15 protein-coding genes are annotated in these 23,821 nt (G+C 70.0%); 9 read left to right on the forward strand and 6 right to left on the reverse strand.

Annotated features, from left to right (window positions below):
* Positions 1–63 precede the first annotated feature (63 nt).
* The 3 genes from ACQ4L4_RS14840 to ACQ4L4_RS14850 all read right to left on the reverse strand — a co-directional run bounded on the left by ACQ4L4_RS14840 (position 64) and on the right by ACQ4L4_RS14850 (position 3,236).
* Entirely contained in the window at positions 64–1,281 is a 1,218-nt protein-coding gene (locus ACQ4L4_RS14840) for an efflux RND transporter periplasmic adaptor subunit (RefSeq protein ID WP_431099715.1), read from the reverse strand.
* 150 nt (positions 1,282–1,431) lie between these two features.
* Complete coding sequence (locus tag ACQ4L4_RS14845; RefSeq protein ID WP_431099716.1) at positions 1,432–2,079, reverse strand: response regulator; 648 nt, start codon at positions 2,077–2,079, stop codon at positions 1,432–1,434.
* Entirely contained in the window at positions 2,076–3,236 is a 1,161-nt protein-coding gene (locus tag ACQ4L4_RS14850; RefSeq protein WP_431099717.1) for a response regulator, read from the reverse strand. The genes ACQ4L4_RS14845 and ACQ4L4_RS14850 overlap by 4 nt, the downstream gene beginning before the upstream one ends.
* Before the next feature lie 282 nt (positions 3,237–3,518).
* Here ACQ4L4_RS14850 and ACQ4L4_RS14855 point away from each other — a divergent pair, with 282 nt between their 5' ends.
* From ACQ4L4_RS14855 to ACQ4L4_RS14885, 7 genes are all read left to right on the forward strand, one after another.
* Positions 3,519–3,977, forward strand: a complete 459-nt coding sequence (locus ACQ4L4_RS14855) for a hypothetical protein (protein ID WP_331617395.1) — start codon at positions 3,519–3,521, stop codon at positions 3,975–3,977.
* Between the two features lie 121 nt (positions 3,978–4,098).
* On the forward strand, positions 4,099–4,461 hold the full coding sequence (locus tag ACQ4L4_RS14860) for a response regulator (RefSeq protein ID WP_067068294.1): 363 nt from the start codon (positions 4,099–4,101) through the stop codon (positions 4,459–4,461).
* 19 nt (positions 4,462–4,480) lie between these two features.
* A complete protein-coding gene (locus ACQ4L4_RS14865) occupies positions 4,481–6,622 on the forward strand; it encodes a chemotaxis protein CheA (protein ID WP_431099718.1) in 2,142 nt (713 codons plus the stop codon).
* Positions 6,623–6,693: 71 nt separating this feature from the next.
* On the forward strand, positions 6,694–8,610 hold the full coding sequence (locus ACQ4L4_RS14870; RefSeq protein ID WP_431099719.1) for a methyl-accepting chemotaxis protein: 1,917 nt from the start codon (positions 6,694–6,696) through the stop codon (positions 8,608–8,610).
* A 21-nt stretch (positions 8,611–8,631) separates the two neighbouring features.
* Positions 8,632–9,177 carry a chemotaxis protein CheW gene (locus ACQ4L4_RS14875; protein ID WP_431099720.1) on the forward strand — a complete coding sequence of 182 codons (546 nt, stop codon included), beginning with the start codon at positions 8,632–8,634 and terminating at the stop codon, positions 9,175–9,177.
* A 158-nt stretch (positions 9,178–9,335) separates the two neighbouring features.
* The gene (locus tag ACQ4L4_RS14880) at positions 9,336–11,438 is read left to right on the forward strand and encodes a methyl-accepting chemotaxis protein (RefSeq protein WP_431099721.1); all 2,103 of its coding nucleotides are present in this window, start codon (positions 9,336–9,338) and stop codon (positions 11,436–11,438) included.
* A gap of 139 nt (positions 11,439–11,577) precedes the next feature.
* The gene (locus tag ACQ4L4_RS14885; RefSeq protein WP_431099722.1) at positions 11,578–13,653 is read left to right on the forward strand and encodes a M3 family metallopeptidase; all 2,076 of its coding nucleotides are present in this window, start codon (positions 11,578–11,580) and stop codon (positions 13,651–13,653) included.
* A gap of 54 nt (positions 13,654–13,707) precedes the next feature.
* Here ACQ4L4_RS14885 and ACQ4L4_RS14890 read toward each other — a convergent pair whose 3' ends face one another.
* From ACQ4L4_RS14890 to ACQ4L4_RS14900, 3 genes are read right to left on the reverse strand one after another with little or no spacing between them, the layout of a single operon-like run.
* The gene (locus ACQ4L4_RS14890; protein WP_431099723.1) at positions 13,708–16,920 is read right to left on the reverse strand and encodes an EAL domain-containing protein; all 3,213 of its coding nucleotides are present in this window, start codon (positions 16,918–16,920) and stop codon (positions 13,708–13,710) included.
* Positions 16,920–17,594 (reverse strand): FecR family protein, encoded by a 675-nt coding sequence (locus ACQ4L4_RS14895; RefSeq protein WP_431099724.1) that lies wholly within the window; start codon positions 17,592–17,594, stop codon positions 16,920–16,922. The genes ACQ4L4_RS14890 and ACQ4L4_RS14895 overlap by 1 nt, the downstream gene beginning before the upstream one ends.
* A gap of 38 nt (positions 17,595–17,632) precedes the next feature.
* On the reverse strand, positions 17,633–20,773 hold the full coding sequence (locus ACQ4L4_RS14900; protein WP_431099725.1) for a CHAT domain-containing protein: 3,141 nt from the start codon (positions 20,771–20,773) through the stop codon (positions 17,633–17,635).
* Positions 20,774–20,922: 149 nt separating this feature from the next.
* Here ACQ4L4_RS14900 and ACQ4L4_RS14905 point away from each other — a divergent pair, with 149 nt between their 5' ends.
* Positions 20,923–22,743, forward strand: a complete 1,821-nt coding sequence (locus ACQ4L4_RS14905; protein WP_431099726.1) for a hypothetical protein — start codon at positions 20,923–20,925, stop codon at positions 22,741–22,743.
* Between the two features lie 111 nt (positions 22,744–22,854).
* Positions 22,855–23,817: a hypothetical protein gene (locus ACQ4L4_RS14910; RefSeq protein ID WP_431099727.1), complete on the forward strand. Its 963-nt coding sequence runs from the start codon at positions 22,855–22,857 to the stop codon at positions 23,815–23,817.
* Positions 23,818–23,821 lie beyond the last annotated feature (4 nt).

Here is a 23,821-nt window from a genome sequence, read left to right on the forward strand (position 1 = left end):
GTGACTCCTCGCTTCGGTTTCCTGCACTTCCAGCGGGGACTGCACGTCCCCACGCTGTCGGCTTCACTTGCCGGCCGCCGGCTTGATCTCTCCGCCGTCGCGCAGGGCTTCGGGGGGATTGAGGACGACGGTATCGCCGGCCTTCACGCCGTCGAGTACCACCGCCTGGTCGCCGACCGGCGTGCCCTGGCGCACCTTGCGCTGGGCGACGGTCTGGCCGTTCACGACGAACACGATGTCGCCGCCGTCGCGCGACACGATGGCCGACTTCGGCACCAGGACGCCCGGTGGCGGCGCGGTCTGCGCGCTTTCCTTGGCGGCGAGGAAGGACACGCGCACGCCCATGTCGGGCACGACGCGTTGATCCTTCTGCTCGAGCGCCACGCGTACCTTGACCGTCGCCTTGCCGCGGTCGGCAGAGGGCACGACCGCAATCACGTGAGCCGGAATGCGCCAGTCGGGATACGCATCCAGCACGGCCTGGGCCGGCATGTCGGCCTTGACCTGGCCGATGTAGGCCTCGTTAACGTCGACATCCACCTCCAGCGACTCCATGTCGACGATGGTGCCGACGCCGGTCCGCGTGAAGCCACCGCCGGCGGACAGCGGTGAGACGATTTCGCCGACCTGTGCCGCCTTCGCGGTGATCACGCCGGAGAACGGCGCCTTGACGACCGTGTAATCGAAATTGACCTGCGCCTGCGTCGCCTGGGCCAAGGCGGCATCGGCCTCGCGGCGGCGCGCTTCGAGCTGCGCCGCATAGGCGTTCACCGCGGTACGGGCCTGCTCGGCGGACTGCCGGGTCGTCATGCCGCTGAGCGCCAGTTCGTCCTGGCGCTTCAGGTCGGACTGCGCCTGCAGCCACTGCGCGCGCGTCGCCTCGATGTTGGCCTGCGCGCTCTTCACGTTGGCCCGGGCCATGTCCAGCGCGGCGCGCAAGGCATGGTCCTCGAGCCGGGCCAACACCTGCCCCTTCTGGATCTTGTCGCCTTCCTCGAACAGGACTTCGGTCAGCGTGCCGGTGATCTGCGTCGACACCGTCGCGGCGCGGCGCGCCGTCACGTAGCCGGTGGCCTGCAGAACGGCATTGCCACCTGCGCCGCCGCGCGCCTGGGCCGAGGCGGTCTCGACCTCCGGGACCTGCGACTGCCGCCACCACCACCAGCCGCCCGCGGCCAGCAGCGCCAGCACGACCAGCACCGCCAGCAGCGTCCAGACCCATCGGGGCGGTCCACCCCCGTGGTCGTCGCGCTCGCTCCCCTGGATGCGCAGCTCTTTCAACAGTGCGGTATCGATGACAGCCCCCTGTGTGTCAGTACGGGGCGCATTCTCCGAGGCGCCCCCTGCTCGTCAATGCTGACTTGCGATGAACGGCGGCTGGCTGGCGTGAACGTCCCCGGATGACGACGAACGGGGACGACGGATTTCGACTCAGCTCTCGACCAGTCCGTTGCGGATGGCGTAGACGGTCAGCTCCGAGTTGTTGGACAGGGCCAGCTTCTCCAGCACCCGCGCGCGGTACACGCTCACCGTCTTCGGGCTGAGCATCAGCTCCTCGGCGATGTCCGACAGGCGCTTGCCCGAGGCGATCATCACCAGGGTCTGCAGCTCGCGGTCCGACAGCTTCTGGTGGGCCTGCTCCGGGGCCGGCGCGGTCAGGCTCTCGACCAGCATCTGCGCGATTTCAGGCGTCACGTACTTGCGCCCCTGGGCCACCGTGCGCACCGCCTGCACCAGCAGTTGCGGATCGCCGCCCTTGTTCACGTAGCCGAAGGCCCCGGCGCGCAGCGCGCGGATCGCGTACTGGTCCTCCGGGTACATGGACACGATCAGCACCCGGGTCGTCGTGCCCTCGTCCTTGAGGACGTGCAGCACGTCGAGGCCGCTGCGCCCCGGCATGTTGATGTCCAGCACCAGCACATCGCACTGCCTGTCCGCCGGCAGCGTGCGCATCAGGCTGCGCAGCTCGCCGTAGTCGCCGGCCTCGCCGACCACTTCGATGTCCGGTGCGTCGGACAGCGTGTCCCGGATCCCGCGGCGGATCAGCGCATGGTCGTCGCAGAGGATGACCTTGATCATAGGGCGCCCCACGAGGAGGGATCATGCCCGGCACCGGCCGGGATCGGCTCCCCGTCGTCGTCGAACTCGAAGTCGCCGATCATGCCGCGCAAGGGCACGGAGAGGATCAGCGCCGTGCCCTGCAGACCGCTGCTGAGGTCGACCCAGCCGCCGACCGTCGCCGCGCGCTCGCGCAACCCGCGAATGCCGAAGCTGCGGGCCTTGCTCAGGTCGCCCGGCGCGACGCCGTGGCCGTTATCCTTGATCTCCAGCGTCAGCACGCCACCCTCCATGCTCAACTCCACATCGACCTTGGTCGCTCCGGCATGTTTGGACACGTTGGTCAGCGCCTCCTGCGCACAGCGGTAGGCCACCAGCGGGACGCCCGCCGGCAGCTGGAACTGTTCGCCGACATGCCGTACCGCGGTCGCGATGCCGGTCCGGCGCTCGAAGCGCGCGGCCAGCCACTGCACTGCTGCCAGCAATCCCTGTTCCAGGATCGCCGGGCGCAGGTTGTGCATGATGCGCTGGCTCGATTCGATGGCGCTGGTCACCGTCTCCAGCGCCGACTGCACGCGCAGCTGGACGTCCTCGTCCTTGCTGTGCCGCGCGATCCAGGCCAGGTCGAACTTCAGCGCCGTCAGCGATCCGCCCACGTCGTCATGGATCTCGCGGGCGATCGCCGCCCGCTCCATCTCGACGCTGGTCTGCAGGTGCCCCGCCAGTTCGTGCAGTTGCTGCTTGGACTTGAGCAGCTCGCGGTCGGCCTCCTGCCGTGCAAGCTGGGCCTCGCAGGACTCGATCGCGTGCAGCAGCGCCGGCGCCAGCCGCGCCAGGTTGTTCTTGAGCAGATAGTCCGACGCGCCGGTGCGCATCGCCGCGACCGCCGTGTCCTCGCCGATCTCGCCCGACACCAGCACGAACGGGAGCACCAGTTGCCGCTGCTTGATCATGTCCAGCACGACCAGGCCCGAATACCCCGGCAGGTTGTAATCGGAAATCACCGCATCCCAGTGCCGGTCGAGGGCTGCCTCGATATCGGGCAGCGTGTCCAGCCGCGTGATCTCGAATCGCAATCCGGCTCGCTGCAACTGGGCCAGGATCAGTTGATGATCCAGGTCGGAATCCTCGATATGAAGCAGGCGCAGAGAGCGCTCGGCCAGGGGGAGAGTCGGCATGGCCGGGAGTATGCCAAGTTTGTCGCGTATCCCTCATCTATGCAGGGAAGCCCCACGCTTTATTCATCTGGAAACCGTAGAGTCTTGGGTTTACCCTTATCGAGATTTGTCACGGTCAAGTCGATGGCCAACCGATCTTCGCTATTGGGACGACTTTGCACGGTTAGTCCCGTCGACAGATGCGTGGCAAAAGCCGAAGATTCTTGCCAGCCGACAAGTCCGGGCGCATGTTTGAGTTGGGCAGACATGAAGACGCACCAGGACACCCTATGTGGAGCCAAGATGCAAATCGATGAGACGTCGGTCGAGCCGGAAGGCACAGGACTGATGCCGCTGCTCGCCGCTGCCGAGCTGCAGGACCATCTGATGACGGTCAACAACGATCTCGAGCGCCTGCAGCGCCTGCTCGACGACGCCTGCGAAGCGTTGTCGACGCATTTCTTCGGCGCATCGGGCCTGGTGGACCAGATGCGCGAACGTCTGCCAGAAGCCAAGGACCAGGATGCGCTGCAGCAGTTGATGTTGCATCTGGCCGGTGCGATCACCGCGCTGCAGTTCCAGGACATGTCGACGCAGTTGATCGCACACACGAGCCAGCGGCTGCGCAACTGCTCGGACCAGCTCGCCCGCGACACGTTCGGAGATGATGAAGACGGTCTGGCCGTGGTCGAGACCGCCCCCCTGCGTCCCAATCCCGTCACGCAGGACGAGATGGACGCCGGCTCGGTTGAACTGTTCTGAATGTTCCCCCGATCCGTCCGTTAGGTCACGAAATCACCGGGCACCGTCACCAGACCGCCCTCAAGGTCCTCAAGAATCTTCAGGTCCACCCGAAAACCGCTTGTCATCCGGAGAACTCAAAATGCCCTCGATCCTCGCCGTAGACGATTCGGCCTCCATGCGCCAGATGGTCTCGTTCACCCTCAAGAATGCGGGTTTCAACGTCGTGGAGGCGGTGGACGGGCAGGATGCCTGGGAGAAGTCGTCGCAACGCGATTTCGACCTGGTGCTGACCGACCAGAACATGCCCCGGATGGACGGCATCAGCCTGACCAAGAAGCTGCGCGACAACCCCAAGTTCAAGACCACGCCGATCCTGATCCTGACCACCGAGTCCAGCGATCAGATGAAGCAGGCGGGCCGCGCGGCGGGCGCCACAGGCTGGCTGGTGAAGCCTTTCGACCCGGCCAAGCTGATCGAAGTGATCGGCAAGGTGATCCGCTGAAGGCAAGCTGGAGAGATTCATGGGAGATATGACCTCCGAAGGCGCAAACCTGGGCGCAGGCATCGACCTGAGCCAGTTCTACCAAGTCTTCTTCGAGGAAGCCGGGGAGAACCTCGACAACATGGAACAGCTGCTGCTGAACCTGGACATCGAGAACCCGGACGACGAGCAGATGAACGCCATCTTCCGCTGCGCCCACTCGATCAAGGGTGGCGCGGCGACGTTCGGCTTCAACGACGTGGCCGAGCTGACGCACCAGATGGAAACGCTGCTGGACAAGCTTCGCCGCCATGAACTGGCGCCGACCTCGCCGATGGTGGACGTGCTGCTGCAGTCCGGCGACGCGCTGAAGGCGCAACTGGCCCGGCATCAGGGCTCGGGCGCGGACGCGGTGGACACCTCCGCCCTGCTGAGCAGCATCCGCACGCTGGTGGAAGGCGGCACGCTGGACGGCGCGCGCGCGCCGACGGCCCCGGCCGCCTCGGCAGCACCTGCTGCCGCTCCCGCGACGGCTCCGGCACCCGCCCCGCTCAAGTCGAACGTCCGACAGCTCGAACTGCTCGTCGGCCCGCTGAGCAACACGGAGCAGGCAGACAACCTGGTCGAGCTGTTCAAGGAAATCACCGACCTCGGCACCATCGAGCCGCTGGACGGCGGCATCCCTGCCGATGGCATGCGTCGCTTCAAGGTGCTGACGAGCAGCACCGACAACGACCTCCTGGACCTGTTCACCTTCCATGTCTCGCGCGAGCAGGTCAAGCTGCTGCCGCTGAGCGAAGGCTTCGGCTTCCATGAGGGCGCGCCCGGCGCGCCGGTGGAGACCAAGAAGGACGAAGACCCCGGCTATGGCTTCTTCGACGACGCGCCCGGCGTGCCCGAAGCGACCGCCGCCGAAGCCAGGGCCGAAGCGCCCAAGGCCAGCGTGCCGGCGCCCGCCGCCAAGCCGACAGCGCCCGCGCGCACCGAGGTCGCCCCGCGCGCCGGCGGCGCGAGCCCTGACCAGTCCACGCTGCGCGTGTCCGTCGAGAAGGTCGACCAGTTGATCAACCTGGTTGGCGAGCTCGTCATCACGCAGGCGATGCTGGCGCAGAACAGCCGCAACCTGGACCCGGGCCTGTATCAGCAACTGGCCTCCGGCCTGGCGGATCTGGAGCGCAACACGCGCGATCTCCAGGAATCGGTCATGTCGATCCGCATGATCCCGATGTCGGTCGTGTTCAACCGCTTCCCGCGCATGCTGCGCGACCTGGCGGCCAAGCTCGGCAAGAAGGTCGAGCTGGTCACGCAAGGGGAAGCCACGGAACTGGACAAGGGCCTGGTCGAGAAGATCACCGACCCGCTGACCCACCTGGTGCGCAACAGCTGCGACCACGGCATCGAGTCGCCCGCCGACCGCGTCGCCAAGGGCAAGCCCGAACAGGGCACGATCACGCTGGTCGCTTCCCATCAGGGCGGCTCCATCGTCATCGAGGTGCGCGACGACGGCCGCGGCCTGAACCGCGAGAAGCTGATCCGCAAGGCCCGCGAGAAAGGGATCGACGCGCCGGACACGATGACCGACCAGGAGGTCTGGGGCCTGATCTTCGCTCCGGGCTTCTCGACCGCCGATCAGGTCACCGACGTGTCCGGCCGCGGCGTCGGCATGGACGTGGTGAAGAAGAACATCACCTCGCTCGGCGGCACGGTGGAGATCGACTCCGCCGAGGGCTACGGCATGAAGGTCTCGGTCCGCCTGCCGCTGACGCTGGCCATCATGGACGGCATGAGCGTGGGCGTCGGTGAAGAGGTCTACATCCTCCCGCTGTCGTCGGTGGTCGAGTCCTTCCAGGTCCAGTCCGACACGATCAAGACCGTCGGCGGCTCCGGCCGCGTGGTCGAAGTCCGCGACGAGTACATGCCCGTCGTCGAACTGGAGCAGGTCTTCAACGTGCCCCGTTTCGACTTCGAGCATGTCAGCTCGATCATGGTCGTCGTGGAGGCCGAGGGAGGCCGGGTCGCCATGCTGGTGGACGAACTGCTCGGCCAGCAACAGGTCGTGGTGAAGAACCTCGAGGCGAACTACCGCAAGGTGACGGACGTTTCCGGCGCCACCATCATGGGCGACGGCCGCGTGGCGCTGATCCTGGACGTGGGCAGCCTGGTGCGCCGCTCGCGTCATTGAGATTGCCGGGCGTCTTTGAATCAGGGAGGACGTCGGCCGGAAGGCCGGCGCCCAACGCATAAGAGGTAGACATGAATTTCAGCGCGTTGATGCGTCAATTCAGCATCCGGACCCGCATGATCGGCGCGATCGGCATCGTGCTCGCATTGCTGATGGTGGTCGGTAGCGTGGGCCTGTTCGGCATGCAGTCGATGCGCGGCCAGACGCAGGAGTTCCTCGAGAAGTCGACCGCGCGCGGCAATCTGCTCGGCGACCTCGCGGGCACGATGGGCAAGCTCCGTGTCCATGAGAAGGACATGATCATCAATTACGAGAAGCCGGAGGTGGTCAAGGATCGCCACGCCAAGTGGGATGCCGCCCGCAAGAAGGCTTCGGAACAGCTGGCCGAGCTGGCCAAGCTCAGCGGCGCCGACGACCAGGACGCGATCAAGAAGCTGCAGACCGCGCTGGAGACCTACAGCGCGAAGTCCGCGAACGTGGTGACGCAGCTGGAGGCCGGTGCGTACGACCACGCGGCGGTCGCCGACCGGCTGCTGCAGCCGGCCAAGGACCAGGTGGTCGAGGCCGAGAAGCAGCTCGAAGAACTGGCCACGCGCCTCGAGGCCCAGTCGGAATCGATGCGCAAGGGCATGGAAAGCACCCAGGGCGGCGTGCTGTGGACCTTCGGCCTGGTGCTGGTGTTCGCGGCGATCGTCGTGGTGCCGCTCACGCTGCTGAACATGCAGACGATCTGCGCCCCGCTGGCTGACGCCGAGGCCCTGGCGGCCGCGATCGCCGAGGGTGACCTGTCGCGCACGATGAAGCCGGTCGAAGGCGTCGACGAGGCGTCCAAGCTGATGCGCTCGCTGCACCACATGCAGGAAGCGCTGCAGTCGATGGTCGGCCAGTTGCGCACGGCGGCCGATTCGATCCGCACCGCTTCGGTCGAGATCGCCACGGGCAACCAGGACCTGTCCAGCCGCACCGAACAGACCGCCTCCAACCTGCAGGAAGCGGCGTCCTCGCTGGTCCAGCTCACCGGCACCGTCAAGCAGACGGCCGACTCGGCGCGCACCGCCAACCAGCTCGCCTCTTCCGCGTCCGGCGCGGCGGCCAAGGGTGGCGAGGTGGTGAGCCAGGTCGTCTCGACGATGGACGAGATCAACGCCAGCTCCAAGCGCATCAGCGACATCATCGGCACGATCGACGGCATCGCGTTCCAGACCAATATCCTGGCGCTGAACGCCGCCGTGGAAGCGGCCCGCGCCGGGGAACAGGGTCGCGGCTTCGCGGTCGTGGCCGGCGAGGTCCGCTCGCTGGCACAGCGCAGCGCGGAAGCCGCGCGCGAGATCAAGACCCTGATCGGCGCCAGCGTCGAACGCGTCGAGACGGGTTCGCGCCTGGTGCAGGAAGCCGGCAGCACGATGAGCGACATCGTCTCCAGCGTGCAGCGCGTGACGGACATCATCGGCGAGATCACCGCCGCGTCCAGCGAGCAGAGCGACGGCATCAGCCAGGTCAACCAGGGCGTCAGCAACCTGGACCAGATGACGCAGCAGAACGCGGCACTGGTCGAGCAGTCCGCCGCCGCGGCCGAAAGCCTGAAGGACCAGGCCGAGCGCCTGGGCGGCGTGGTCGACCGCTTCCGCGTATCGGGCCACGCGCCCGCGCTTTCGGCGACGGCATTCACCGCCAAGTCGAGCACGGAAACGAAGCCGTTCACCCCGTCGACCGTCGCAGCCTCGACGACGACGATGGCGCCGGTCAAGCCGGCCGCCAGGTTCGAGAGCAAGGCCGCGCCGGCCAAGCCCGCGGCCGCGAAGGCGGCGTCAAAGGCCAAGCCGGCAACGCCGGCCGCGGCGACCGCCGCCAGATCCACCACGACGACCGCGGCCAGGCCGGCCGTCGTCAAGCCCGCGGTCTCGTCCAAGGCCGCGCCCGCACCGTTCACTCCCAAGCCGGCAACCCCGGCCACCACCGCCGATGACGGCGACTGGGAAACCTTCTAATCAGCCGCACGAGGTCAACACATGGAAATCGTCCAACAAACCGGCACGCAAGTCGTGCACGCGAACGCTGGCGCGCTGGTCCCGCAAGGTGCCGCGAATGCCGCCCCCGCCGGCGGCGAGTACTTGACCTTCCGCCTGGGTCAGGAGGAGTACGGCATCGACATCCTGAAGGTCCAGGAGATCCGCTCCTACGAGCAGCCGACCCGCATCGCCAACGCGCCCGACTTCATCAAGGGCGTCGTGAACCTGCGCGGCGTGATCGTGCCGATCGTCGACCTGCGTCTGAAGCTGGGCTGCGCGACGGCTGAATACAACAGCTTCACCGTCGTGATCGTGCTGAACGTCAAGAACCGCGTCGTCGGCGCGGTGGTGGACTCGGTGTCCGACGTGCTGGAACTGAACCGCGACGTGATCCGTCCGGCGCCGGAACTCAGCGCCAGCACCGTCAACACCAGCTTCATCATGGGCATCGGCGCCGTCGCCGAGCGCATGCTGATCCTGATCGACATCGAGGGCCTGATGTCCAGCGCGGACATGGGACTGATGGACGCGATGACGGTCGCCTGACCGAACGACGACAACGCCCGGCTCGACCGGGCGTTTTTTCTGGTCGGTCCGCGCCATCAAGGCGCGTGAAGAGAGCGTGGTTCGTGGGGGGATGGCGCCAGAGAGCGGATGGCCCGGCGCCGCCAGCAGGCAACAGGCACAAGCCAAGGAGCCCGTTCATGTTCGACTCGATCAAGACCCGGCTGATCGCGCTGGGCGTCGGCATCGTCGCCCTGACGCTGCTGGCGATCACCGTCGCCAACTACGTGACCGTGCGGGGCCATACCCGCCAGCAGGTTTCCCAATCCCTCGATGAACTGGCCGCGGCGCGCTCCGACGCCATCCGCCAGTGGGTCCGCTCGCAGCGCGACATCGTCGCGTCCTTGCAGCCGGCCGTCGCAGCCGCCGATCCGGTGCCGCTGCTGCAGCAGGCCGCGAAGTCGGGCCGGCTGGAGGCCGCCTACGTCGGTTTCGCCGACAAGAAGATCGTCTTCAACACGCCGCAGAACCTGCCGGCCGACTACGACCCGACGCGGCGGCCCTGGTACACCAGCGCCGCTGGCGCGTCGGGCACCGTGCTGACCGCGCCCTACATGGACGCGTCCAAGGGCCGGCTGGTCGTCACCTTCGCCGCGGCGGACAAGGGCGGCGGCGGCACCAAGGCCGTCATCGCGACGGACGTGTTCCTCGACGACGTCGTCGCGACGGTCCAGGCGATCAAGCCGACGCCCGGCGGCTTCGCGTTCCTGATGTCCAAGGACGGCAAGGTCGTCGCGCACCCCGACGCCAAGCTGGCGCTGAAAGACGCCACCGCCATCTCCGAGCAGTTGACGCCGCAGGCGCTGGCCACGGCACTCGATCCGGCCGCTGGCTGGGTGGAGGCGGCCGTCGGCGGCGACACCTTCCTCGTGAGCGGCACGCCGATCGCGGACACCGACTGGCAGCTCTTCGTCGCGGCGAAGAAGGACGAGGCGCTGGCGTCCCTGAGCGCCCTGCTGCGCACCGCCGTGATCACGGCGCTGGTCATGATGGCGGTCGCGGCGCTCGCGATGACGGGCACGATCAGCGCGATGCTGCGCGGCGTGGACCGCGTGCGCGCCGCGCTCGACGACATCAGCGCCGGCGACGGCGACCTGACCCAGCGCCTGCCCGCCGGCGGCCGCGACGAGGTCGGCCGCATCGCGTCCTCGTTCAACCTGTTCGCCGAGAAGATCCAGCGCATGCTGCTGGACGTGCGCGCGGCCAGCAACTCGATCACGACAGCGTCCAGCGAGATCGCGATCGGCTCGCAGGACCTGTCGCAGCGCACCGAGGAGACGGCGTCCAACCTGCAGCAGGCGGCGTCGTCGATGGAGGAACTGACCGCGACGGTGCGCCAGACCGCCGACGCGGCGCAGACGGCCAACCAGCTCGCGTCGAGCGCCTCCAGCGCCGCGGCGCGCGGCGGCGAGGTCGTCGGCCAGGTGGTCTCCACCATGGACGAGATCACCGCGAGTTCCCGGAAGATCAACGACATCATCGGCACCATCGACGGCATCGCGTTCCAGACCAACATCCTGGCGCTGAACGCGGCGGTGGAGGCCGCGCGCGCCGGTGAGCAGGGCCGTGGTTTCGCCGTGGTCGCGAGCGAAGTGCGCTCGCTGGCGCAGCGCAGCGCGGAGGCGGCCAAGGAGATCAAGACGCTGATCGGCGCGAGCGTCACCAGCGTCGAGGCCGGTTCGCGGCTGGTGCAGGCGGCGGGCGAGTCGATGAGCGACATCGTGGGCAGCGTGCAGCGGGTGACCGACATCATCGGCGAGATCACCGCCGCGTCCACCGAGCAGAGCAGCGGCATCGCGCAGGTCAACGACGCCGTCGTGCAACTGGACCGGATGACGCAGCAGAACGCGGCGCTGGTCGAGGAATCGGCCGCCGCCGCGGAGAGCCTCAAGGACCAGGCGCACCGGCTGACCGAGATCGTGTCGGTCTTCCGCCTGGGCACGGACGGGGCGGCACCGGTCGCCCGGCCGGTGAAGCCCGCTTCGGCGACCCGACCGGCGTCCGCCGCCGCGTCACCGGTGGCGCCCTCGAAGTCCCTGAGTTCCGGCGCGCCGATCGCGGGGCAGAAGGCAGTCCCCTCGCCGAAGGGCTCCCCCGCGTCGTCGGCCGCCGCACCGAAGCCACTACCAAACGCGCTACCAAAGGCGCTACCGAAGTCGTCCCCGAAGCCCTCAGCGCCGGTCTCCCCGCCGCCGCCCCGGCCCGCGCCGGCCGCCGACGATGGCGACTGGGAGACGTTCTGAGGCAGAGAATGCAGATCTCGTGCGCGGCCGGTCCGGCTTGATAGCCCGGACGCCGCCCCCACGATAGAAACCTCCCGCGCATCCGCGCGCGAAAGGCTGAGACACTGTCCCGGCATTTCGTCAGACTCACGAGGCCTGCATGACCGACTCCACCGCCGCCGCGCCAGCCGCCGCATCTCCTGCCGCGAACCCCCTGCTCTCCACCGCGCCGCTGCCCGATTTCGCCGCGATCGATCCTTCGCACATCCAGCCCGCCATCGCCGAGCTGCTGGCCGAGGCCCAGAAAGCGCTCGACCAGGTCACGGCCGCCGACGCTCCCGCCGACTACGACTTCCTGTCCCGCACGCTGAACGTGGCCTCCGAGCGCCTGGGCACCGCCTGGGGCGCCGTGGGCCACCTGAACGCGGTCGCCAACACGCCGGCGCTGCGCGAGGCCTACAACGCGATGCTGCCGGCGGTCACCGAGTTCTACACGGCGCTCGGCGCCAACGAGGCGCTCTACGCCAAGTACAAGGCCATCGCCGCCCTGCCCGACCTGACGCCCGAGCGCGCCCAACTGCTGAAGCACGCCATCCGCGACTTCGTGCTGTCCGGCGCCGAACTGCAGGGCGAGGCCAAGGAACGCTTCGCGAAGATCCAGGAACGCAGCGCCGAACTCGGCCAGGCCTTTTCCGAGCACGTGATGGACGCCACCGACGGCTGGAGCTACCTCGCGAAGGCGTCGGAGCTGAAAGGCGTGCCCGCCGACGTGATCGCCAACGCGCGTGCCGCGGCGGAGAAGGACGGCAGCACCGATCCGGACACGCACAAGCTGACGCTGCATTTCCCCGTCTACATGCCGGTGATGCAGTACGCCGAGGACCGCGCGCTGCGCGAGCGGCTGTACCGGGCCTACGTGACGCGCGCCAGCGAACTCGGCGACAAGCCGGACTGGGACAACGGCCCGCTGATGCAGGAACTGCTGATGCTGCGCCAGGAAGAGGCTCGCCTGCTGGGCTTCGCCAGCTTCGCCGAGGCCTCGCTCGTGCCCAAGATGGCGACCTCGCCCGCGCAGGTGCTGGAGTTCCTGCGCGACCTGGCGGGCCGTGCCCGTCCGTATGCGCAGCGCGATCTCGACGAACTGCGCGACTTCGCCAAGGCGGCGCTGCGCATGGACGACCTGCAGGCCTGGGACCTGCCGTTCGTGTCCGAGAAGCTGAAGGAAGCGCGCTACGCGTTCTCCGACCAGGAAGTGCGGCAATACCTGACCCTGCCTCGCGTCCTGGACGGACTGTTCCGCATCGTCGACCGCCTGTTCGGCGTGCAGCTGGTGCCGGCGAAAGCATCGGTGTGGCACGAGTCGGTGCAATTCTGCGAGCTGCGCCGCGACGGGCGGCTGATCGGGCAGGTCTACCTGGACCTCTATGCGCGCACCGGCAAGCGACCCGGCGCCTGGATGGACGAGGTCCGCAGCCGCTGGGCGCGGCCGGACCTGGCGGGCACGGGCGCCGAGCAGATCCCCGTCGCGCACCTGGTGTGCAACTTCCCGCAGGGCGCCGACGGCAAGCCGGCGCTGCTGACGCACGACGACGTCACGACGCTCTTCCACGAATGCGGCCACGGCCTGCACCACCTGCTCACGCGGGTCGCTGAGCTGGGCGTGTCGGGCATCTCGGGCGTCGAGTGGGACGCCGTCGAACTGCCGAGCCAGTTCATGGAGAACTTCTGCTGGGAGTGGGAAGTGATCCAGCAGCTGTCCGCGCATGTGGACACCGGCGAACCGCTGCCGCGCGCGCTGTTCGACAAGATGCTGGCGGCGAAGAACTTCCAGGCCGGGCTGCAGACGCTGCGCCAGATCGAGTTCTCGCTCTTCGACATGCGCCTGCATGCGGAGCCGGGCGCGGAGACGCGCGTGCAGGAACTGCTGGACGAGGTCCGCGGCGAGGTCGCCGTGCTGCCGCCGCCGGCGTTCAACCGCTTCCAGCACAGCTTCTCGCACATCTTCGCCGGCGGGTATGCGGCGGGCTACTACAGCTACAAGTGGGCGGAGGTGCTCTCGGCCGACTGCTGGAGCGCGTTCGAGGAAGAAGGCGTGTTCAACCCGGCGACGGGCCGGCGCTACCTCGACGAGATCCTGTCCATGGGCAGCGTGCGCGACGCGATGGACAACTTCAAGGCCTTCCGCGGTCGCGAGCCGCGCATCGACGCGCTGCTGAGGCATCAGGGCATGGCCTGACGTTCGCCGCGTCAGCCGGCCCCCCGGGGGCCGGCATCGACGTCGGCCTCGGGATCAGCCCGGCGGTTTCTTCCACGGCACCGTCTGGATGAGTCGCTTCGCGTCGTCCGCCGGCAGCGCCTTGGCGAACAGCCAGCCTTGCGCCACCTGCACGCCGAGTTCCTCCAGCAGCGCGGCCTGCGCCTCCTCCTCGACGCCCTCGGCCAAGGTCTGCTTGCCGAGCGCGTCGGCGAGACCGACGATCGTTCGCACGATCTCGCGGGACTCGCGACCGGCGCCCAGCCGCATCACGAAGCTCCGGTCGATCTTCAGCGTGTCGAACGGGAAGCGGTGCAGGTAGGCCAGTGACGAGTACCCCGTCCCGAAGTCGTCGATCGACAGCTTGAAGCCCATCCGCGCCAGCTCCTGCAGCACCTCGGCGCTGCGCTGCGGATTGGCCATCGCCATGCTCTCGGTGACCTCGAGCTTGAGCTGCGCGGCCGGCACGTCGCCGAGCGCCTTGAGCGTCTCTCGCGCGTCGTTGAGCAGTTCGTCGTCCCGCTCCAGCTGAACGCCCGACACATTGACCGCGATCTCGCCCTTGAAGCCGATCTCGCGCCAGCGTCGCAGCTGCAGGGCCGCCTCGATCAGCGTCCAGCGGCCGATCTCGACGATCTGGCCGCTCTCCTCGGCCACGGGAATGAAGTCCCCGGGCATCACCATGCCTCGCGTCGGATGCTTCCAGCGGATCAGGGCCTCGAAGCCGAGCAGCGCGCGGTCCGACAGCCTCACGAAGGGCTGGTAGTGGAGCTGGAACTCGCCCGCTTCCAGACCGCGGGCGATGTTCTCCTTCACCCAGCGCCGCGACTGCTCGACCAGTTGCTGCGCCGGATCGAACAGGCGCGCGTGGCCGGCGCCGGCGGCCTTGGCACGCGCCAGCGCGCTTTCCGCGGCGGACATCAAGTCGTCGGGACTGAAGTTGCCCTGCCCCGTGAATGCCCAGCCCGCGCAGGCGGTCAGGCGATGGGCCCCGGTGCGCGCGACCGGACCGCCCGGCGACGCCGCCGTGGTTGCCGTGGTTGCCGTGGTTGCCGTGGCTGCCGTCGCCTCCGCGCCCTGGCCGGCGTCGAGGGCTTCGAACAGGAAGGGCTCCTCGATGCGGGCCAGCGCCCACTCGGGCACGCGATCGACGAGCGCGCCAGCCTCGATGCGAGCCTCGAAGAGCAGGCCGAACTGGTCCGCGCCCAGCCGCGCGACCACGCGTCCGGCGCGGGCCGTCCGCCCCGTTCCACCGACCAGTCGACGCGCGCTCTCGATCAGCACGGCGTCGCCGGCCAGCAGGCCGTGACGCTCGTTGAACGCGCGGAAATCGTCCAGGCCCACCAGCGCGACGCCGATCGGCACGCCGGGCGTCGGATTGGCCAGCCGCTGCGCCACCAGCTCGACGAACAGCGCGCGATTCGGCAGTCCCGTGAGCCGGTCATGCAGCGCCTCGTGCGCGACCTGGGCCTGCAGGCGTTCGTTCTCGCTGATGTCGGTCAGCGAGCCGGCCATGCGCACCGGCCGGCCGTCCTGGCGCACCGCCACGCCACGCGCCAGCAATGCGCGCGTCTGACCGCCCTGCTCGAAGTGAAGCACATGGTGGAACTGGAAACTGCGGCCTTGCAGGTGCGCGTCGAGATCGGCGCGGAACAGCCCCGCCGCCGGCTCGTCCAGCGGACGCGTGAAGCGCTCGATGCTGCCGCGCGTCATGTCCTGCGCCGCAGTCTTGGCCGCTCGACGCCAGAAACGCCGCGTCGTGCCGCCACCGGGCGCCTCGCCCGGCGCCCTGGCATCACCCATCAAGGCGAGCCATCGCGCCGACACGTCGAGCCGGTCCGCGGCGATGTCCCAGTCCCACAGCCCGTCGTTCGCGCCCAGCGCGGCCAGCGCGTAACGCTCCTCGCTCACGGTCAGGCGCTTGAGCGCCTCGCGCCGGCGGGACTGATCCGCGAGGGCCCGCAACGTCAACGCGGCCAGGCTCGCCGCAGCCACCGCCAGCAGCGGATAGGCCAGCGCCAGGACGAGGTGTTCCTCCTCGAAGGCCCACTGCGCGCCGTAGAGGCCGCCGCCGACGAGCAGCGCCACGACCGGCAGCCCTCGCCACAGCGATCCGCGCGCCAGCAGCAACGCGCACAGCAGCGGCAGCACCAGCAGCGCGGCCAGCTCGGCGAGCGACGCCCACGACGGCCGCGTCAGCGTGCGGCCGGTGAGGATGTTGTCGACGACGGTCGCGAGCCGCTCCATGCCGGGCAGGCCGGCGTCGAAGGGACTCGGGAAATGGTCGCCCGCGCCCAGCGCCGACACGCCGATGACCACGATGCGGTTGCGCAGCGCCTCCTCGGGCACCTTGCCGTCGACGAGGTCCGCCACCGTCACCGACGGGAAGGTGCCCGCCGGGCCGTAGTAGTTGACGCCCTGCCGCGACAGCAGATCCAGCGGCACCCGCAACGATCCCCAGCGCAGGTCGCGGCTCCAGCGCAGCGTGGCCTCGGACCACGGCTGGCGCATCGCATCGCCGGCGATGCGCACGGCCAGCGACGGATAGACCTCGCCGTCCAGCGGCAAGGCCGGCAGGTCGTGACGCAAGGTGCCGTCGACGTCGCGCTCGGCCTGGACATGGCCGAGCGACTTCGCCGCCGACAGCAGCGGCTCCGGTGGCGCATCGGCGCGCTCGGGGAGCAGCGCGCTGCGCGGCATCCCTTCGGCGCGCATGAAGGCCTGCGCGAGCAGGGCCGACGGAACCCCTCCGGAGGGCGCCGAAGCGCCACCGGCGGCAACGCCCACGCTGCCACCATTCCCTCCAGCGCCGCCACCGCCGCCACCGCCGCTGATGCCACCAGTGCCCGGCGGCATCGCGAACGGCAGCAGCACCGGCGCGCCGCCGCGCATCGCGGCCGCGAGCACTGCGTCGCTGTCCGGCTTCGCGTCCAGCAGCAGCATGTCGACGGCGATCAGACGCGGCTTGGCCGCCTGCAGCCGGGTGATCGCGTCGGCCAGCAGCGGGCGGCCCGGCGCCATGCCGCCGAAGCGCGCGGCGCTGGCGTCGTCGAAACGCACCAGCGTGATCGGGTAGGCCGTGCCCGGCGAGAGCCTGCCGCGCCATTGCGCCTGCGCGTCCTGCACGAGCCCGTCCAGGCGCGCCAGCGGCCCCGCCTGCAAGCGCGAGAGCCACAGCATCGCCACGGCCGCCGTGACCAGCAGCGCGACGATCATCTGGGCCCATGCCCAACGCGAGGGCCAGCGCATCAGACCCCCGACAGGCGGTCCAGCACCGCACGGACCTTGTCCGCCGGCCATGGCGTCGCGGCGGCACAGCCCTGCGACACGTCGCACTCCGTGCCGCCGGCGCGGTCGACGACCACAGGCAGTTGCGCGCCCAGTCCGCGGGTGCGGCCCGCAGCGCGCGGTCCCGGCAGTACAGCGACCTGCCCGGACTGCACGTGCACCGAGGTCTGCTCGTTGTCGCCGACCTCCACGAGGAACTCCGTGCCGCGAACCGCCGTCACCGCCGACGGCGTGCGGACTTCCCACTTGCCCGAACCGGATGGCGTGACCTTCTGCCCCAGCAGGCCACGTTCCAGCATCAGCGACACATCGCGCGCGCCGTCCGCGTAACCGGGCGTGCCGCCGGTGCCGAGGTTCAGCTTCGTCAGCGTCAGCTGGCTGCGGTCGCCGACGACCAGGCTCGATCCGTCCGGGCAGCGCAGCCGCACGCGGCCGCTGTCGCCGGTGCGCAGCTGGGCGCCCTCGCCCACCGGCTCGCCGAGCTTCAGCGGCTGTGCCCGACCGGCGACGACGCGCGTCGCGTCGCCCGCCAGCGCGGCGACCTCGCAGGCCTGCGCCCGCGCGGCCAGCGAGACCATCGTCATCACCGCGATCAGCGCGGCATCCCTCATCACGTGTGTCATCGTTGTGGTCATGGTGTGTTCATCGCGGGTGAATGCGGCGGCCGACATCATCACTGCGCCGGGTCGCCGAACAGCGCGTAGGCCGCCCAGTAGTACGGATGCGTCCAGCGCCCCTGCCCCTCCTGGCCGTCGGCGAGCCGGAGCTGCGCCTGACGCAGACCACCGGCGCGCGTCTCGGCCGGCTGCAGCGCGGCGCTGGTCAGCGCGGCGGCGGACGCGGACTCCACCGCCCAATGCGTCGCCAGCACCGACCGCGCGCCGGCGAAGAAGAAGCCGCGCACCAGCCCCGACATCGCCGCCCCGCCCTGCTCGCCGGCCGCCGTGTTGCAGGCCGACAGCAGCACCCACTGCGCGTTCATGCGCAGCGTCAGCACGTCGTCGAGTTCGAGCAAGGGCGAGGCGGCGTCGTCCGCCTCGGCCGCCAGCGCCAGCGCCGGCTTCGAGATGCCCGGCAGCTCGCCCGGCATCAGGCCGTGCGTCGCGAAGGCGAGCACGCGCCGATCGGCCAGCGGCGTCGTCAGCACGGCGGTGCGTGTCGCGGCTGCGCCCAGGCGCAGATCGGCGACCGGATCGGCGCCCAGCGTGCGCGCGATCGCGAGCAGCTCCGCGCGCGTCTCCGGCAGCGGCGGAATGTCGGCATAACGGAAGCCGAGCTGCGCGTCGTAGCTGCCGGCGGCGCGCGTGGGTGTCGGGGCGAGCAGAGGGCGGGCGTCGGCCCCGGGCTTGGCCTGCCGGGTCTGCGAGACCCGCGATGTCTGCGAGGCGGCACCGCGATCGAACGCCGGATCGCCGAACCCGAGGAGCGCCTTCGGCGCCGTCGCCAGCGGGCCGGCACGGCGCAACGCCTGCAGCGAGGCGCCCGACGGCAACTGCACCACCGCGTGCTGCCGCAGCAGCCAGGCCACGGGCCGCCCGGCGGTGGTCTCCTCCGTCACGAGCGCCGCGAACGGCAGTCCCGCCAGCGGTCCATCGCCCGCGACGATCAGCGTCTGCAGCCCCTGACGGTTGAGCGGCGCCAGCAATTCGCGATGGAGCGCGTGCAGCTCCGGCAACGCCTGCGCGAGCGGCGTCTCGCGCCCGGCCGGCATCGCGCTGAGGTCGAGCCGCTGGCGCAGCGCCTTCACGCGCCGGGCCAGCGCGGCCGCGCCCTCCGGCACCGCGCGGAACTGCGCCGGCGCATCGGCGCGCAGCAGCCAGACCAGCGTCTGTTCATCGAGCGCGTGCACGACCAGCAGGCCCTCGCCCGCGCGCAGGCGGCTGCTCAACGCGGCCGCGCCGGGCGTCGCCGGCGTGATCAGGTCCGCGTACGCGGGATAGGCCGCAGCCAGCTTCTGCCGGTGCACCGCGAGCGCCTCGCGCGCCGTGGCGGCCACGCCCTGCTGCGCCTGCAGTTGCTGGCGCAGCGCCTTCAGCGCGTCCTCGCGCGGCTTGCGCTGTTCCTTCGGCAGCGCCTTGAAGGCCTCGCCCGACAACTCCTTGCGCAGCTTGTCCTCGTCCGCGATCAACGCGGCCACCTGGCTGTACTGCCCGGACGCGGCCTTGCGCAGCGTCTGCTCCTCGTCCAGCCATCCCCGCAACTGCGGCGTCGCGGCCAGCATCCGCGCGGTGCTGTCGGCCAGCGCGCGTTGCGTGCTGCCGAGCTTGCGCCGGTCGGCGATCTGCAGCGCGCGGTCGACCATCGCCGGCGGCAGCGTCTCGCTCGCTACGGCGCGCCGCGCCGCATGCGCGAGGAATTCGTCGAAGGCCAGTCCCAGCACGAAGCCCCGGAAGCCGCGCGCGTCCAGATCCACCCAGCCGTCGCTGCGGTCCAGCGTCGCGGCGAAGAGCTGCTCGTAGTCGCTCATCGCGCCGCCCGTGTCGCCGCGCAGCAGCCGCACGACCGCGCGCACGCCGGCGCTCTCGCGCGTCTGCGGATGGTCCTGTCCGTAGATCCGCGTGCGGTAGCGCAGCGTCCGCTCGGCCGTCTCCAGCGCCTCGTCCAGCCGGCCGGCCTTGGCCGCCAGCAGCGCGCTCAGCCGGTTGTCCTGCGCCCGGCTGCGCGCGACGCCGTCGCCGCCGAGCTCGTCGAGGAACTGGCGATAGGCCTGGTCGGCCTCGACCCAGCGCTTGAGGCCGAGCAGCGCCCGCACGATCTCCTGGCGCGCGAGCCAGCGCGTCTGGCTCGCCGCCGACGCATTCGCCCGCGCGAGCATCGCCTCGGACTGCAGCGCGGCGGCCAGCGCCTCCTCGTGCTGCTGCGAGGCATTGAGCGCCGTCGCGGCGCGGTAGTGCCAGCGGGCGCCGGGGCCCTCCTCCAACTGACCGGCCCGCCACAGGGCAAGGTTGTCCTGCGCGATGTCGGCCGCCTCGCGCGTGCGGCCCTGCGCGACCAGTGCATAGACCAGCATCCCCTGGGAGCCGTCGAGCCAGCCTTGCGATTGCCGCATCGTCTCCGCAGTGACGCGCTGCTCGCGGTCGCCGCGGACCAGTTCCCGCGAGCGCGCGACGGCCTGGCGCAAGGTCGCGACCGCCGCCGCGCCGTCGCCGGTCAGGCGTTCGACCTCGGAGCGCACCTGCAGCCGGTCGATCGTCAACGGCAGCGCGGGCTGCTGCTTGAGCGCCTCCGCCGCCAGCGCATCGGCCCGGCTCCAGGCGCGAAGCATCACGTTGCGGTCCTGGCCGCCGTTGGCCAGGAAGTAGGTCTGGCGCAGCGCGACGCCCGCACGCACCGCCGGGCTGAGCCGCCGGTCGGCCAGCAGCGGCTCGCAGGCCGCCAGCGCGGCGCCGGAGCTGCCCCAGGTGTATTCGGTGATCAGGTAGAGCCGGATCCAGCCCTCGCCGTCGGGCCGCCCGCGGCCCAGCGTCATCAGCGCCCGGGCGATCTCGATCTGACGGGCGCGGTCCTCGATCCGTCGCGCGGCCGGCCATTGCCGTTGGAGCAGCGCATAACGCGCATCCGGCGCATCCGGCGCATCGGGCAGCGGCTCGGCGAGCAGCCGACGCGCCTCCTCCACACTGAGCCCCCCCGCCAGGGCCTCCTGCGGATCCACGTCCTCGGTGGCCGCGCTGCCGGACGCCTCCTCCTGCGCGCGCACGCCCGAGGCGAACGCCACGAGCGCCGCGCCGGCGATCACCCACGCCGCCGTTCGCTGTCCGAAGGCTCGTGTCGGCGCGCATCGACGCCGCGTCGGTGTCCGGCGCGTTCCCAACATCTTGTGCGGCTCCTGTCCCGGACATCGCCGGGTTGGGACCATCCTAGGTCAACGACTTCCACCACCCAACACCGCGACTCAGTGTCCATCGGCAGGGAAAGCACCACTCAGCCGGCCCGCCAGAACGTTCGGAGCTTCGATTGCTTTCCTTGCCTTCCCTCACCCCCGCCTCCGCCGACCCCGCGGACGCCCTGTTGGAGCCGGCCTCGCCCTCGCCCGGATCCGTCGCGCTCAAGGACTGTCCCCGCCTGGCAGCGCTCGTCGACTACGTGGGTCCGGATTGCCGCTGCGCGGTCGATCTCGACGCCGGGCTCGCGCGGTTGACAGGGGGAGACCCTGGACGCGCCACCGAGCTCCGGTTCCGCCCGCGCGTGCCTGGCGCGGACGGCACCGGCCTGCCTCGGCTGGAACGGCTCGCCGCCGGCACGCTGCATCTGCTGAAACGACTCCAAAACGCCCCGATGGACGTGCTCGACACCTACTGGCCCCTGCCTCCCCGGCTCGTGCTGGACGGCGACGTCCTGCAGACCGGCAAGCTCGTCGTCGGCCGGTTCAATCCCGCCCGGGACTTGTGGTGTTTTCCGCGCCACCACCTCCGGGAACTGCGTTCGCTCCTGTGTCCTGGCCGCCCCCCGCAGCGGCACGTCGCCAACTGGGCGCCGATCAACCTCTACGGCGCGGACACGTCCGCCGGGGGGGCGCCGATCGCCGCGAAGCACGAGCGCGTGTACATCGTGCAGTTCTCGCCCTACCTCATCCCGGACGTCAAGTGCCAGGACTTGCCCCGGGTGCGCGCCTTGCAGATCGACGCCGCAGGCCAGAGCCGCGTGCTGCCGGCCCCGCATGTCGCGCCCTGGGCGTCGAGCCGTCCGCCCTCGCTGCGCGTCGTGCTGCGGGGCGGCTCATCCGTCAACCCCGCCACCGGCGGCATGCGCCTGTCCGGTCGCGACCCCGAGGCGCTGGCCGCGGTGGCGGTCGAGGCCGTCAGGACACTGTCGAAGGAAGACGGGCTGGCGATGCCGGCCGTGCCGGATCACATCAGCCTCGTCAGCTGCTACATGGACAACGACGTGTTCGAACCTTTCGGACCACGCTTCCTCCGCGCCGCGGCAGGACCGCAAGGATTCGACCGCCCCGGCCTGTCGGCCAGCGTCCGCACCAACGCGATCGGCAGCGGAGAAGGTTCAGCCGCAGGCCGCAAGCTGGTGCTGGGACCGGGCGACGATCTGCGACACCGACAGCCTGGCGGCACCTTGATGCTGACCCTGGACGGTGAGTCCGTGCGAGCCACGCCCAAGGTGGTCGAGGACGGACGCAGCTTCATCCTCAACGGCGGCCAGCATGCGGCGCCGCTGCTCGCGTGGTGGAACGCGCGCCACGCGCTGCATCGCCCGGCTGCAAGCGCAGGAAACGACGGGCCGGCGTTTCTGATGGGCGAAGTCCTGATCACGCGCGGTCTGCTGGATCGCATGGGCGCCGGCCAACTGGAAGACCCCTCGCTGCCGGATGCCCTGCTTGCGTTGCGCTTCGATCCGGCGCGTCTCGCGGCGTTCCTGGCGGAACGTGCGTCGCCGGCGGACACGGTGCAGGCCCTGCGTCTGCTGGCCCAGTGCCAGCGCGCCGACCAGGATCCCGCGACGCCGAGCCAGGTGGATCGATCCGCGACGACGGGCCGGCCATCGCCCGAGCTGACGAAGCTGCTGGCGCTGGCACGCTGCGCGGTGGATGACGACCTGATGCTCCCTTCCGCCGTCTGGACGGCGCTGTGGCCGGCGGGTCAGGCGCCGGCCTTGGCGCCTCGCCCCGAAGCAGAGCCCTTTGCCATCGATCCCGAGCCCGACCCTGTGATTGAAGACCTGATCGAAAAGCGCAGCGAGCGCTTGTTCACCCGAGCGCATCGCCTGGACAAGGAAGTCGAACAGGCAGCGGCCCTGCACGCTGCCGCGGCCCCGCCCACCGGATTGGCCTGAGGCCCGCGACGCGGCGTTCTCCGACAGCGCCTACCTCCGCGCGCCGACCCGGGAACGCCGCTCGCCCACTTAAGCTGGAAAACGGTCCATCGACCGCGCGAGGAGCTCGCCATGCGTTCGATCCTTCCCCATTCGTCCTTCGCCCATCACGACCGGCTTCGGAAGCCGGCGGCGCCGCACCATGGCCCGATGTTCTGGCTGACGCACGCGGCGGTGCTGCTGGCGCTGCTGCTGATCGCGACCGAGGTCTCCGCCGAGCAGGGCGCGGGCCTGCGCGCGCAGTACGAGCAGATGGCGCCGCAACTCGCGAAGAGTCCGTTCCAGAAGCCGATCGTGCTGAACTCCGCCGACAGCACCGAGCGTCCCACCGGCGAGATGCACGCGGTGGTCCAGCATCCGTTCGGCACGCTGTCCGGCGCGCTGCGCAACGCCGACGCCTGGTGCGACCTGCTGACGCTGCCGGCCAACGTCAAGCGCTGCGCGGTCGAGGACGATCCGGCACCCGGCGCGACGCTGCACATGGCCGTCGGCCGCAAGTTCGACCAGCCCATCGAGGATGCGTATGCGCTCGACTTCCGCTTCCAGGTGCTGGCGGCGCAGCCGCAGTACCTGCTTGTCGAGATGAGCGCGAACAAGGGCCCGATGGGCACCAGCCACTACCGGTTGACGCTGGAGGCGGTGCCGATCGACGCGAAGCGCTCGTTCGTGCGGCTGCGCTACGCCTACATGAACAACCTCGCGGCGCGGGTGGCCACCAGCGCCTATCTCTCCACGTCGGGTCGCGACAAGGTCGGGTTCACCGTGGTCGGACGCGACGACGAGGGCCGCCCCCGTTATGTAGGCGGCATCCAGGGCATCGCGGAGCGCAACACGATGCGCTACTTCCTGGCGATCGAGTCCTACCTCGACACGCTGCCGGTGCCGCCCGAGCATCGGCTCGACCGGCGACTGCGCGACTGGTTCGCGGCCACCGAGCGTTATGCGCGCCAGCTCCACGAGCAGTCGCTCGATGAGTACGTCGCCATGAAGCACAAGGAAGCGCGCCGGCAGGTCGCCATCGCGCCGGGCGGCTGAACGT

Source organism: Roseateles noduli (assembly GCF_050626985.1).
In the GTDB taxonomy this organism is placed as follows: Bacteria; Pseudomonadota; Gammaproteobacteria; order Burkholderiales; family Burkholderiaceae_C; genus Roseateles; species Roseateles noduli_A.